Genomic DNA, 12,265 nt, shown 5'->3' with positions numbered 1-12,265 from the left:
GGTCAGCTCAATCCTTCGAATCCGATGCGGGGACGTCCTCGACGTCCAAGCCGTTGGAGCGGATCTTCTTCAGCACCGGGATGCTGGTGCTCATCACCAGCAATGCCTGGAAGATTGCCAACCCGAACAGCACCGCAATTCCGCCGTGTGCCTTGAAGTAGATGGCCACCACCATGGCGACTGCGGTGATGACCAACAGTCGCGTGGCGGAGTTTATGGCCATTTTCTTCTTGAGTGGGTGGTCCTCCATCGTGATCGACTCGACGGCCCGTCGCACCAGCAGTGCGTTGAGCAAACCGAGACCGAGCCCGATACCGAAGAACACACCGAAGAAGATGTTGCCGACATAACCGGCGGCCGCGATGGCCACGGCGGTGAGCGCCAGGCAGACCAGCAGGAGCCGCAACGGACGGAAGCCGACGGAAGGGAACACCAGGGGCGCGTCCTGCGCTGGCGTCGTCACGTCGTTCACCTCAATCCCGCGTCGTCGAGGGGGGTCCTGATCGAAAACTGCAATAACTCAGAAAACTGCAAAATTCCTGTGCGTGCCCGACGAGAGTATCGGAGGGCAGCGGGCGCGCTGGAATCACCCAAGGGGTAGCTCCCTTTTGTCGGTCGTGTATCGGCACCGATCGGTCGGGTGGACCGATGGGCCGGGCCGGCAACCCGCGAGGTTTTTCGGGTTATGCGCAGAACCGTACCACAAGGTAGGAGGCACAAAAACAGGCCTACTACTTTTCGTCGTACATCGGCTTCTACGGGTCTTCGACCGGACTGTTCCGCCCCCGCAGCAGCGGTATCAGCGTCACCACCCCGGCCACCAGAATTGCGGCGAGCATCACTGCGCCGGTGTGGCGCGGGTCGAAAAAGATCGTGCTGGCCGCCCCGAGCGCGACGATGCTCACCCACATGTAGATGAGCAGCACGACGCGGCGGTGCGAGTGCCCGATCTGCAGCAGCCGATGGTGCAGATGCATCTTGTCCGGGCTGAACGGGCTCTTGCCGGCGCGGGTCCGGCGCACGATGGCCAGCAGCATGTCCAGGGCGGGCACGAACATCACCGCCACGACCAACAGGAACGGCGACAGCAACGCGAACACGTCGCGCGCCCCGTAGGCGTTCTGCGAGATCGGGCCCGCGGCTGTGGTCGAGGCGGCCGCGAGCATCAGGCCGATCAGCATCGACCCCGAGTCGCCCATGAAGATCTTCGCGCGGTGGAAGTTGTGCGGCAGAAATCCCAGACACGCACCGGCGAGGACCACCGAGATCATGGCCGGCGGGTAGAACAGCACATCGCCACCGTGATCGCGGAGCAGGCCCACCGAGAAGATGCAGATGGCCAGGGCGGTGATCAGACCGAGCCCGGCGGCCAGACCGTCGAGACCGTCGACGAAGTTCATGGCGTTGACGATGGAGACCGTCAACGCCAGCGTGAGCAGGATCGAGGTGACCTGATCCAGCACGATGGTGCCGACGCCGCCGATCGGGATGTACAGCACACTCCACGCCACCCCCATGGTGACCAGCACGCTGGCAGCGGTGATCTGGCCGGCGAATTTGGTCAGCGCGTCCAGGCCCCACCGGTCGTCGATGAGGCCGACCAGCATGATGAGTCCGCCGGCGACCACCACCGCGGGCATACCGGTCGAATACACGAACCCGCGATTGAGCGCGGGCAGCTGGGACGCCAGCAGCACCGCGACCACCACACCGATGTAGATCGCCAGCCCGCCCATTCGTGGCGTGGGCGCTACGTGCACATCGCGTTCGCGCGGGTAGGCGACCGCCCCGACCCGGATGGCCAGCACCCGGACCCAGCCGGTCGCGAAGTAGGTGATGATGGCGGCGGTGAGCCCGACGAGCGCGAGTTCGCGCAGCGGGACGCCCGCGCCGCGGTCCGACAGGGCGAGCAGACCGTCAGCCATCCAGACCGGTTCGCTCACCACGGGGTGAACCGTACGCGAAGAGGCTGTGGCCTAAGGGGTGGTCCCACGGGTGTCCTCGGGTGTGAGTGCGTCGGCTTCCACGCCGAGTACCCGGGCGACGTCGGCAACCGAGACCGGGCCTTCCCGCAGCACCCGCGGCTGTGCGCCGGACACATCCACGATCGTGGAGGCCGCCCCCTGTGGCGACGGTCCCCCGTCGAGGTACACCTCGACCCGCGCGCCCAGCTGGGCCTGCGCATCCGCGGCGGTGACCGCGGCCGGGAAACCGGAGATGTTCGCACTGGAGACGGCCATCGGGCCGACCTCGCGCAGCAGTTCGATGGCCACCGGCTGCAGCGGCATGCGGAGCATGACGGTGTTGTTGGCGTCGCCGAGGTCCCAGTGCAGCGACGGGGCGTGGCGGACCACCAGGCTCAGCGCGCCCGGCCAGAAGGCCTGGATGAGCTCACGCGCAGCAGGCGGCACCGCATAGACCAGTCCGTCGATGGTGTGCCAGGAGCCGACGAGCACGCCGACCGGCATATCGCGCCCCCGGTTCTTGGCCGCGAGCAACGCGGTCACCGCTTCGCTGTTGAAGGCGTCCGCGCCGATGCCGTAGACGGTGTCGGTGGGCAGCACGACCAGTCCCCCGCCCTTGACGGCGCTGATCGCCGACGTGAGGCCGGTGGCCCGCTGTTCGGGGTCCGCACAGTCGAAGAGCTGGCTCATGCCATTCAGCTTCTCACCGCGGTGACGAACCGGTGCCGACCGGCCAGGTCGCGGCGTGCCGCGACATCGGTGAAGACGCCGGCGGCGCCGAAGAGCTCGACGGTGGCCGCCGACGTGGTGTCGTCATGCTCGACCCCCACCTGCCCGCCGGGCCGCAGCAGCCGCGACACGAGCTCGACGATCGGGGCGATGACAGCCATCCCGTCGGCGCCGCCGAACAGCGCGACGTGCGGATCATGTTCTGCCACTTCGGGTTCCAGTTCTGCACCGTCGGGAATATAGGGCGGATTCGCGACCACCAGATCGACATTGCCGCTGAGGTCGGCCAGCACATCGCGGTCGGTGACATCGGCGTGCACCAATTCCACCGCCGTGCCGTCCACATTGGTGCCGGCGTAGCGCAGCGCCTGCTCGGAGCGCTCCACCGCGATGACGCGGGCGTCGGGTCGGTAGGAGGCCAGGGCGAGTGCGAGCGCGCCCGAACCCGTGCACAGGTCCACGATCACGCCGCCGGGCGGGACGGGGACCGCCTGCGCCCATTCCAGCAGCGCCTCGGTCTCGGGCCGCGGGATGAACACCCCTGGCCCGACGGCCAGCGTCAGCGGACCGAAGGCGGCACTACCCAACAGGTGCTGCAACGGAATTCGCAGCGCGCGCTGCCCGACCAGGGCGCGGAATTCGTCCAGGAAACCGGGGCCCGGCTCGGCGAACATGAGCCGGCCGCGGTCGGTGCCGATCACATGGGCGGCCAGCTGTTCGGCATCGGTGCGCGCGGAGTCGACACCGGCTGCGGCCAGCGCTGTGGCCGCGTCCGAGATCGCCTGCTGCAGCGCGTTCATCACGCCTGCTGAAGGCGCGCCTGCTTGTCGGCGGCCGCGAGAGCGTCCAGCAGCGCATCCATGTCGCCGTCGAGCACCTGGTCGAGGTTGTGCGACTTGAAGTTGATGCGGTGGTCGGCGATCCGGTTCTCCGGGTAGTTGTAGGTGCGGATCCGTTCGCTGCGGTCGACGGTGCGGATCTGGCTGGCGCGGTCCGCCGAGGCGTCGGCGGAGGCCTGCTCCTCGGCCAGTGCCTGCAGCCGGGCCGCGAGCACCACCATGGCGCGCGCCTTGTTCTGCAGCTGGCTGCGCTCGTTCTGGCAGGTGACGACGATGCCGGTGGGCAGGTGGGTGATGCGGACGGCGGAGTCGGTGGTGTTGACGCCCTGGCCGCCCTTGCCCGAGGACCGGTAGACGTCGATGCGCAGATCGGAGTCGTCGATCTGAACGGCCTCGACATCGTCGGGTTCGGGGTAGACGAGCACGCCGGCGGCCGAGGTGTGCACCCGGCCTTGAGATTCGGTGACGGGCACGCGCTGCACGCGGTGCACACCGCCCTCGAATTTCATCCGCGACCAGACGCCGTCGGCGGAATCGCCCTTGCTCGCGATGGTGATGGTGGCGTCCTTGTAGCCGCCCAGATCCGACCACGTCTCGTCGAGCACGGTCACCGTCCAGCCGTGCCGCTCGGCGTACCGGATGTACATGCGGGCGAGGTCGGAGGCGAACAGTGCCGATTCCTCGCCGCCCTCACCGGATTTCACCTCGAGCACGACATCGTCGGCGTCGTGCGGATCGCGCGGGGCCAGCAGATCGGTGAGCCGGCCGTCGAGTTCGGCGGCACGTGCCTCGAGCTCGGGCACCTCGGCGGCGAACGCCTCGTCTTCGGCCGCCAGCTCACGAGCGGCCTCCAGGTCGCCGCGGACCGTTTCCAGCTTGCGGTACGTCGAGACGATCGGCGAGATCTGCGCGAATCGGCGCCCGACGCGGCGGGCCGCACCGGCGTCCGCGTGCAGGCCGGGATCGGCGAGCTGGGTCTCCAGGTCGGCGTGCTCCGCGAGCAACGCCTCAATCGCGGGTGCGGTATCGGTCACCTGGACTCCTCAAAAACGGCCTGTAGACGCAAATCGGCGCCCGGTCCTGACACGTGTGCCAGGTTCGGGCGCCGATAGCTCAGCTAGTTGTCTGCAGCAGCCTTGGTGTCGCGCTTGCCGTAGCGCTTCTCGAAGCGGGCAACACGGCCGCCGCTGTCGAGGATCTTCTGCTTGCCGGTGTAGAACGGGTGGCACTGCGAGCAGACCTCGACCACGATGTGGCCGTTGTCCTTGGTGCTGCGGGTCGTGAAGGTGTTACCGCAGCCGCAGACCACGTTGGTCTCGGCGTAAGTGGGGTGAATACCCGATTTCATGGCTTTTCCTCTGCAATCGTTGGCCGCCGGGTCGCCCGAGCCCAGACCTGGGAGTCTTCGAGCGTGAACCGGAACCGAGGGTCGACGGTGAATTATGCCAGGTCAACCGTCGAATGCGAAAACGCCTCACCACCGCCTGCTATTCCCGGGTGTCAGCCGTCTCCGCCCCGGGTAGCCGATAGACGGAAAGACCTCATCCGATCCGGAGAAACGAGGTGGGACCATGGAACTGCTCAAGACAGTCAGCCACGGCACCGTCGCCGCCGGCATCGCCGCCCTGATCGTCGGAGCCGGCTCGGCGGCAACGCCACCGCCGCCCACGCCGCCGCCACCACCACCAGGCGTCGTGGTCACGGTGCCGCCACTGCCACCGCCCCCGCCGGCACCCACGCTGCCGTCGGTGATCTACGGCTGATCGACCACCTGGTAGCTCTGACCGTCGCGTTTCCAGATGCGGCGGCCTTGCGGTGCGGTGCCGAGGGCGACCAGTTCGCGTTTGAGGATCTTGTTGGTCGCGGTGCTGGGCAGGTCCTCGGCGATCCAGACGAAGCGCGGCCGCGCCTTGGGCGACAGGTCGGCCTGGGCGGCGAGGAACTCGGCGAATGCGGCCGGGGTGAGGTCGGCGTCGTCCTGCAGCACCACGGCCGCCATCACCTGATCGCCGACATGCTCGTCGGGGACGGGATACACCGCCACCCGGTTGATGGCGTCGAGTCGCAGCAGAATCCGCTCGATCGGGGCCGTCGTCAGGTTCTCGCCGTCGACCCGCATCCAGTCCGCCGTGCGGCCGGCCAGGTAGATCCAGCCGTCCTCGTCGCGGTAGGCGAGGTCACCGGACCAGTAGATGCCGCCGCGCAGCCGCTCCCCGGTGGCGCCGGGGTCGTTGTAGTAGCCGCGGAACAGCCCGCTGCCGGTGGTGTTGACCAACTCCCCCGTGGCGGCCTCGGCGTTCAGCAGGGCGCCGTTGGCATCGAAACGCGCGACCTCGCATTCCTGACCGGTCTCGGAGTTGTAGATCGCGACGCCCGGGAAGCCCTGGCCGATCGAGCCGGACGGGCAGTTCTCCAGCCTGGTGATGATCACGGCGGTCTCGGTGGAACCGAATCCGTCCCACACCGTGCACCCGAATCGTCGACCGAAGGCTTCGATGTCGCGGTCGGCGGCCTCGTTGCCGAACGCGACGCGCAACGGGTTGTCGGCGTCGTCCGGGCCTTCGGTGGTGGCCAGGATGTAGGCCAGCGGCTTGCCGACGTAATTCATGTAGGTGGCGCCGTAGCGCCGGATGTCGGGCAGGAACGACGACGCCGAGAACGTCGCGGGCGCCATCGCCGCACCCGCGCCGAGCGCGACGCTCCATCCCGCGTAGACGGCGTTGGAGTGGAACAGCGGCATGGCCAGGTAACAGGTGTCCTGATCGCTCAGCTCGTAGCGCTGCACCAGGGCGCTGCCGGCGAACAGCACCGTCGAATGCGGCACCTCGACGGCCTTGGGTTCGCCGCTGGTACCGGAGGTGAAGATCATCATGAAGGTGTCGTCCGGAGCGCATTCCCGGTGCGGCGTGAGCTCAGGGGCCTCGGCGAGCAGCCGCGCCCACTGCGCTGCGGACGTGTCGATCACCGTGACGCCGGGCAGGTCCAGCCCGTCGAGCAGATGGCGGTGGTCGGCGTCGGTGAGCACGATCTGGACGTCGACCTTGGCGATGTCACGGGCCAGGGCGTCCCCGCGCCGGGTGGTGTTGATACCGCACAGCACGTAACCGCCGAGCCCGGCGGCGGCCAGGGCGGTGAGCATGCGCGGCGAGTTGCCCAGTAATGCGCCGACGTGCAGCGGTCGTGCGGGGTCGGCGAGGGCGATCAGAGCCGCGGCCTGGCGACCGGCGTCGGCGATGTGTTCGCGCCAGGTCCAGACGTCGTTGCCGTACTTGACCGCGACGGTGTCGCCCTCGGCCCGAGTGCGCAGCAGTTGTTGCAGGGTCTCCGCCATGCCCGGGGCACCTCCGTCTCGGTGAACAGATTCTGCGAACTGTCTACCATTGCTGGCCTGCTCCACCGTATCGGTGGGGTTGTTGGCAGAATGCAGCAACACGTCTGCTAATCCGCAGATCCCGACCATCGAGGAGCCCACAAGTGCCCACCAGCACGGCCACCGTCCGCGATCGCCTGATCGATGCGGCCGAGGTGTGTCTGCACGCCAAGGGCATCCGGGCCACCACCGTCTCGGAGGTGGCCGAAACCGCAGGGGTGTCCCGGGGCTGGCTCTACCGGCACTTCCCGGACAAGGTCACCCTGCTCGGCGCCGCGATCGTGCGCCTCAACGAGGTGTACTGGTCACAGGCACACGCGGTCCTCGAAGAGATCCAGGGACTCGACGAGCAGATCGTCGCGGGCATCCGGCACGGCCGCACCGCCTATGACGATCCGGGCGCCTTGCTGATGAAGCTGCGGGTCGACGAGCCCGAGGAGTTCGCCGCGTGCGCCGGCGCCGGCGTACAGGGCCTGGTGCCCGATCTGGCCGGATTCTGGTCGCGCTACTTGATCGCCGCACGGGACAGCGGCGAGATCCATTCCGATGTCGTCATCGACGAAGCTTCGGAATGGGTTGCCCGCATTGTGATTTCGTTGGCGACGGTGCCGGGCGAGACGCTGGATCCGACCGATTCGGCGCAGCTTCTCACCCATGTCCGGCGCTATCTGATCCCCGCGCTGCGCAGCGCTCCTACGGTCTAGCCGACTGGGTCGTCGGCGAAGCGGAACTCCCCCGCCGCGATGCGTTCCACCATGGCGGCTGTCCAGCCGGCGTGCGCGGCGAACGAACCCCGCCACAGATCCAGCAGGTGCTGTGCATGCGGTGGCTCGCCGGGTTCGGGCCACAGCGACTTCATGTCCTGTAGCTGTTCGCCGATGTCGCGCGTGGTCTGCAGCTGGGTGCGCAACAGCGCGGCGACCGTACTGCGGGGCAGGCAGCGCATGAACGCGATGCCCGCGCCGAGCTCCTCGATATCCGGGCTGACCAGTGCGCTCTGCAGGAGCCGGCGGAACTCCTCGACACCGGCCTCGGTGATCGCATAGGAGACCCGGCTGGGGCCGCGCGGGCTGCTCGCGGGTTCGGCGGCGCGCAACAGCCCTTCCCTGGTGAGCTGTTTGACCGCGTGATAGATCGACGGCGGCTTGACCGCCGTCCAGGTGTCGACGCGCCACGACATCAGTTCCTTGTGGATGGCGTAGCCGTGCATGCCGTCGCGGTCGGCATGGGTGTGCACCATGCCGAGCACCAGCAGTCGGACGGTGGGTGCGGTTACGCCAGCCATTGCCTCAGTGTGGCGATGGCCCCGAGTTCCAGGGCGATGGCCTCGCGTTCGGCGCCGGTGAGCGCCATCGCCTCCAGCGCCGCAGCGGCGCAGGCTTCGGCCTCGGGGTCGGCGAGCGCGATGGCGAGTTCCACCCGGTCGGCCAGGGCGCGGGCAAGATCCACCCGGCTCGCCGTGTCGCGGTGTCGCTGCAACGCGGTGTCCAGCGCGCGGGCGGCCAGTTCGTCGTCGTTCTTGAAATCCCGGAAGATCCGCACATTGTCGTGCGCCTTGGCCAGCCCCGTGAGCGCCGTCGAACCGCCGTACTCGATGTCCTCTTCGGCGCGGTTGATGAAGACGATGCAGTTTCCGGAGGGGTCCAGGATCTGGAATCGGCTCTGGCCGGGGCGGAGTCGTTCGATGCGGGGCAGGCCCGTGGCGGGGACGCGCCCGTAACGCCGGCGTAGGCGGGCACTGAACGCGTCGTGATACTCGGCGACCCCGTCGACGAAGAACAGGCAGCCGCCGCTCAGTTCGTGGCTGATGTCGAGGCCGGGTGCCGCCTCCTTGAAGTGCAGGTCGACACCGTCGAAGGTGAACGCGAGGTAGAGGTACGGCTTGGTCTGCTGATCGGAGGTGTCGAAACCGAGCGTTTCGTAGAACTCCACGGTCGATTCGGGCGCGACGCAGGGCAGCAGCGGGACGGTGGTGGCGGGCACACTCCCAGAGTACTCAACTTTGACTAGCGGTACCTTCCGTCCTGGCGAGCAGACACAAATGGCCCCGTTTCGCAGGGGAAACGGGGCCATTTGTGTCTGCTCGCGCAGCGGGGATCAGTCGTTGTCGCTGTTTCCGCCCGGGGTGTTCTTGGAGACCTGGACCAGGAACTCGTAGTTGGTCTTGGTCTTGCGCAGCTGGCTCATCAGCAGGTCGATGGCCTGATGCGGATCCAGGCCCGACAGCACCCGACGCAGCTTGTGCACCACCGCGAACTCGTCGGCACCCAGCAGCAACTCGTCCTTACGGGTACCCGACGGGTTGACGTCGACGGCCGGGAACACACGCCGCTCGGCGATCTTGCGGTCCAGCTTGAGCTCGGCGTTACCGGTGCCCTTGAACTCCTCGAAGATCACGGTGTCACCGGTGGAGCCGGTCTCGACCATGGCCGTGGCGATGATCGTCAGCGAGCCACCGAACTCGATGTTGCGCGCCGCGCCCAGAAAACGCTTGGGCGGGTACAGCGCGGTCGAGTCGACACCACCGGACAGGATGCGACCCGATGCCGGCGACGCGTTGTTGTACGCGCGGCCCAGGCGGGTGATCGAGTCCAGCAGTACCACCACGTCCTTGCCCTGCTCGACCAGGCGCTTGGCCCGCTCGATGGCCAGTTCGGCGGCCTGGGTGTGGTCTGACGGCGGACGGTCGAACGTCGAGGCGATGACCTCGCCGACCACCGAACGCTGCATGTCGGTGACCTCTTCCGGGCGCTCGTCGACGAGCACGACCATCAGGTGGCATTCCGGATTGTTCTTGGTGATCGCGTTCGCGATGTCCTGCATGATCGTGGTCTTACCGGCCTTGGGCGGTGACACGATCAGCGCGCGCTGACCCTTACCGATCGGCATGATCAGGTCGATCACGCGGGTGGTGAGGCGGTCCGGAGTGGTCTCCAGGCGCAGTCGCTGGTTCGGATACAGCGGCGTCAGCTTCTGGAAGTCCGGCCGGTTCTTGGCGTTCTCCACCGGGCCACCGTTGACGGTGTCCAGGCGGACCAGCGGATTGAACTTCTGGCGCGGGTTGTTGCCGCCGCCGGTGTTCTCACCCTCGCGGGCCACCCGCACGGCGCCGGTCACCGCGTCGCCGCGGCGCAGACCGTTCTTGCGCACCATGTTCATCGACACGTAGACGTCGTTCGGGCCGGCCAGGTAGCCGGAGGTCCGCACGAACGCGTAGTTGTCGAGCACGTCGAGGATGCCGGCCACCGGCTGGACGACATCGTCCTCGCGCAGTTCGGTGTCGCGATCACCGCGATCGCCGCGGTCGCCGCCACCGGAGCTGCCGCCGTCGCCACGCTCTCCGCGGCGCTTACGGTCGCGGAACCGCCGGCCGCGACGGCCCTGACGGTCGTCCCCGTCATCGTTGTTGTTGTTGTTCGAGTTGTTGGCGTTGCCGCCACCGCTGTTACCGCCGCTGTTGCGGTTCTGCTGACCGCCGCCCTGCTGGTCGCCGCCCTCGGCGTTCCTGGGCGGACGGTTCTCGCGCGGCTCCGAACGGGTGTCCGAGTTGTCGGCGTTGCGGTTGTCGGCGTTGCGGTTGTCGGCATTGCGGTTGTCCGCATTGCGGTTGCCGGCGGTGTTGTCGGCCTTTTCCGAGCGTGCAGGTTCCTGCGCGCCCTCGTTCTCGGCCTTGGCGCCGTTGGCGTCCTGCGCCTTCTGGCCCTCCGGCGCACCGGACTGGCGCGCCGCGCTGCGGCGCTCACGGCGCTGCGGGTTGCTCTGCTGCGGGGCCTCACCGGCGCCTGCCTGCGGTGCGGCTGGTGCCGACTCCGCTGCCGGGGCCGGGGCTGCTTCGGCGGGTGCCGGCGCCGCAGCAGCGGCAGGTGCACCGTTGCTCTCGCCCCGACGTTCCTTGATGGCGGCGATCAGATCGCCCTTACGCATGCCCGAGGTGCCTTTGACACCTACTTCACCGGCCAGCGCGCGCAGGTCAGGGAGCAGCATCGACGTCAGCGAGCCGGAACGGCCGCCACGTGTGCCTGCGCTCCGCGCGGCTTTGCCTGAATCCACGGCAGCGGAATCTGCGGCGGTTTCGCCGCTGTCGCTTGCCGTGAAGAGGTCCGTATCAGTCACGGATTTCCTTTCTTTCCCTCGCATATCGCAAGTGCGCGAGGGGTTCCCCGAAGGTCATCTGCACTCAGCCGAAGAGCTGAACGCGTGTTCTTCCGCGGCGTCACCATCGCCTGCGCAACAGTGATCACCTGGGCCCACCGGCGTGCGGCGAACCATCAGTCCACGAGTGAAACGAAAGATTGGGTAGTCGTCCTAGTGTCGGCGCAGGTAGAGCCGCTGCGATTGCTGGACGGAAGCGAGAATAACCCGCATCAGAGCTGGAAGCAAGGAGCGCCACGCATTCGCGTGTTAACCCGACACAGTCTGGGCGGGGGTCTCCGCGTTCCAGCGCACACCGTCTCCGGCCGACATCTCGGTCACCGTGAAACCATTGGCGGTACCGTATTCGAGCACCTGGGCCGGCAGATCGGATCCGTTGGTCAGAGCTATCACCGCTGGTCCGGCGCCTGAAAGCACCGCTGCTACCCCAGAACGCCGGAGCACGGCGAGATATTCCGCCGAGGCGGGCATCGCGGGCGCACGCTGCGTCTGGTGCAGCCGGTCACCGGTCGCCTCCAGCAGCAGATCCGGGCGCTGGGTGAGTGCCACCACCAGCATCGCCGACCGTGCCAGGTTGAACCGCGCGTCGGTGTGACTGACCTGATCGGGCAGCAGTCCTCTGGTCGCCGCGGTCGATGACCGGGTTTCGGGGATCGCCGGGAAAAGCCGGATGTCGGGATGCAACTGCAGATGCGCCGCGTCATAGCGGGCCGGATCGCTGCCGTCTTCCGTCCAGGAGACGACCGCACCTCCGAGCACCGCGGCTGCCGCATTGTCGGGGTGACCTTCGAACTCCGAGGACAGTTGCACCAACTCGTCGATCGTCAGTTCGGTCGAATCAAGCTGCGCAGCAAAGCCATTTACCACCGCCAAACCTCCGACGACGGCAGCAGCGGACGATCCGAGGCCGCGCGAATGCGGAATTGCATTGCGGCACTGGACGTTCAGTCCATCAGCGCGCAGGCCGGCGGCAGCCATTCCACGCTCGATCGCACGCACCACCAGGTGGTCGGCGGTCAGCGGGACCTGGCCGGCACCTTGACCCTGCACCTCGATGACGAGGCCGGAATCGGTTGTCTCGACGATGATCTCGTCATACAGACTCAACGCCAGGCCGAGACTGTCGAATCCCGGTCCGAGGTTCGCGCTGGAGGCCGCAACGACGGCACGGGCCCGCAGCCCGGCCGGCAGACTTTTGCTCACCAAGGATC

Annotated in this window: 13 protein-coding genes; 2 read left to right on the top strand and 11 right to left on the bottom strand. The window is 67.6% G+C overall.

Annotation, left to right across the window (positions count from 1 at the left end):
• Positions 1-7: 7 nt before the first annotated feature.
• From ASE48_RS05250 to rpmE, 6 genes are all read right to left on the bottom strand, one after another.
• Complete coding sequence (locus tag ASE48_RS05250; RefSeq protein WP_057166015.1) at positions 8-463, bottom strand: ATP synthase subunit I; 456 nt, start codon at positions 461-463, stop codon at positions 8-10.
• 292 nt (positions 464-755) lie between these two features.
• Positions 756-1,925, bottom strand: a complete 1,170-nt coding sequence (locus tag ASE48_RS05245; RefSeq protein WP_057166014.1) for a glycosyltransferase family 4 protein — start codon at positions 1,923-1,925, stop codon at positions 756-758.
• A gap of 51 nt (positions 1,926-1,976) precedes the next feature.
• Entirely contained in the window at positions 1,977-2,654 is a 678-nt protein-coding gene (locus ASE48_RS05240) for an L-threonylcarbamoyladenylate synthase (RefSeq protein ID WP_057165951.1), read from the bottom strand.
• A gap of 5 nt (positions 2,655-2,659) precedes the next feature.
• The gene (prmC, locus tag ASE48_RS05235; protein WP_057165950.1) at positions 2,660-3,493 is read right to left on the bottom strand and encodes a peptide chain release factor N(5)-glutamine methyltransferase; all 834 of its coding nucleotides are present in this window, start codon (positions 3,491-3,493) and stop codon (positions 2,660-2,662) included.
• Positions 3,493-4,566, bottom strand: a complete 1,074-nt coding sequence (gene prfA / locus ASE48_RS05230) for a peptide chain release factor 1 (RefSeq protein ID WP_057165949.1) — start codon at positions 4,564-4,566, stop codon at positions 3,493-3,495. Before prfA ends, prmC begins: the two co-directional genes overlap by 1 nt.
• An 83-nt stretch (positions 4,567-4,649) precedes the next feature.
• Positions 4,650-4,880, bottom strand: a complete 231-nt coding sequence (rpmE, locus tag ASE48_RS05225) for a 50S ribosomal protein L31 (protein ID WP_057165948.1) — start codon at positions 4,878-4,880, stop codon at positions 4,650-4,652.
• 223 nt (positions 4,881-5,103) lie between these two features.
• Here rpmE and ASE48_RS32585 point away from each other — a divergent pair, with 223 nt between their 5' ends.
• A complete protein-coding gene (locus ASE48_RS32585; RefSeq protein ID WP_057165947.1) occupies positions 5,104-5,295 on the top strand; it encodes a hypothetical protein in 192 nt (63 codons plus the stop codon).
• On the opposite strand, the gene fadD1 is transcribed toward ASE48_RS32585, so the two are convergent.
• Positions 5,286-6,863 carry a fatty-acid--CoA ligase FadD1 gene (gene fadD1, locus ASE48_RS05215; protein ID WP_057165946.1) on the bottom strand — a complete coding sequence of 526 codons (1,578 nt, stop codon included), beginning with the start codon at positions 6,861-6,863 and terminating at the stop codon, positions 5,286-5,288. The two genes, ASE48_RS32585 and fadD1, sit on opposite strands and share 10 nt — an antisense overlap.
• A 143-nt stretch (positions 6,864-7,006) precedes the next feature.
• Here fadD1 and ASE48_RS05210 point away from each other — a divergent pair, with 143 nt between their 5' ends.
• The gene (locus tag ASE48_RS05210) at positions 7,007-7,606 is read left to right on the top strand and encodes a TetR/AcrR family transcriptional regulator (RefSeq protein WP_057165945.1); all 600 of its coding nucleotides are present in this window, start codon (positions 7,007-7,009) and stop codon (positions 7,604-7,606) included.
• Here ASE48_RS05210 and ASE48_RS05205 read toward each other — a convergent pair.
• The 4 genes from ASE48_RS05205 to thrB form a co-directional block, all read right to left on the bottom strand.
• Positions 7,603-8,187 (bottom strand): PadR family transcriptional regulator, encoded by a 585-nt coding sequence (locus tag ASE48_RS05205; RefSeq protein ID WP_057165944.1) that lies wholly within the window; start codon positions 8,185-8,187, stop codon positions 7,603-7,605. The genes ASE48_RS05210 and ASE48_RS05205 overlap by 4 nt on opposite strands.
• Positions 8,175-8,885, bottom strand: a complete 711-nt coding sequence (locus ASE48_RS05200; RefSeq protein WP_200962075.1) for a glyoxalase — start codon at positions 8,883-8,885, stop codon at positions 8,175-8,177. Before ASE48_RS05200 ends, ASE48_RS05205 begins: the two co-directional genes overlap by 13 nt.
• Before the next feature lie 114 nt (positions 8,886-8,999).
• Positions 9,000-11,015, bottom strand: coding sequence for a transcription termination factor Rho (gene rho / locus ASE48_RS05195; RefSeq protein WP_057165943.1), 2,016 nt, complete (start codon positions 11,013-11,015; stop codon positions 9,000-9,002).
• Between the two features lie 288 nt (positions 11,016-11,303).
• On the bottom strand, positions 11,304-12,257 hold the full coding sequence (gene thrB, locus ASE48_RS05190; protein WP_057165942.1) for a homoserine kinase: 954 nt from the start codon (positions 12,255-12,257) through the stop codon (positions 11,304-11,306).
• Positions 12,258-12,265: the final 8 nt, after the last annotated feature.

The organism is Mycobacterium sp. Root265 (genome assembly GCF_001428895.1).
GTDB lineage: Bacteria > Actinomycetota > Actinomycetes > Mycobacteriales > Mycobacteriaceae > Mycobacterium.
The sequence above is the reverse complement of the archived record's forward strand: the minus strand, read 5'-3'. Positions and strand labels throughout refer to the sequence as shown.

Bases quoted from the DNA above. Each gene is read 5' to 3' on its own strand.
- prmC (WP_057165950.1), bottom strand. From the start codon at position 3,493: ATGAACGCGCTGCAGCAGGCGATCTCGGACGCGGCCACAGCGCTGGCC.
- ASE48_RS32585 (WP_057165947.1), top strand. From the start codon at position 5,104: ATGGAACTGCTCAAGACAGTCAGCCACGGCACCGTCGCCGCCGGCATC.
- rpmE (WP_057165948.1), bottom strand. From the start codon at position 4,880: ATGAAATCGGGTATTCACCCCACTTACGCCGAGACCAACGTGGTCTGC.
- ASE48_RS05240 (WP_057165951.1), bottom strand. From the start codon at position 2,654: ATGAGCCAGCTCTTCGACTGTGCGGACCCCGAACAGCGGGCCACCGGC.
- fadD1 (WP_057165946.1), bottom strand. From the start codon at position 6,863: ATGGCGGAGACCCTGCAACAACTGCTGCGCACTCGGGCCGAGGGCGAC.
- ASE48_RS05205 (WP_057165944.1), bottom strand. From the start codon at position 8,187: ATGGCTGGCGTAACCGCACCCACCGTCCGACTGCTGGTGCTCGGCATG.
- ASE48_RS05245 (WP_057166014.1), bottom strand. From the start codon at position 1,925: ATGGCTGACGGTCTGCTCGCCCTGTCGGACCGCGGCGCGGGCGTCCCG.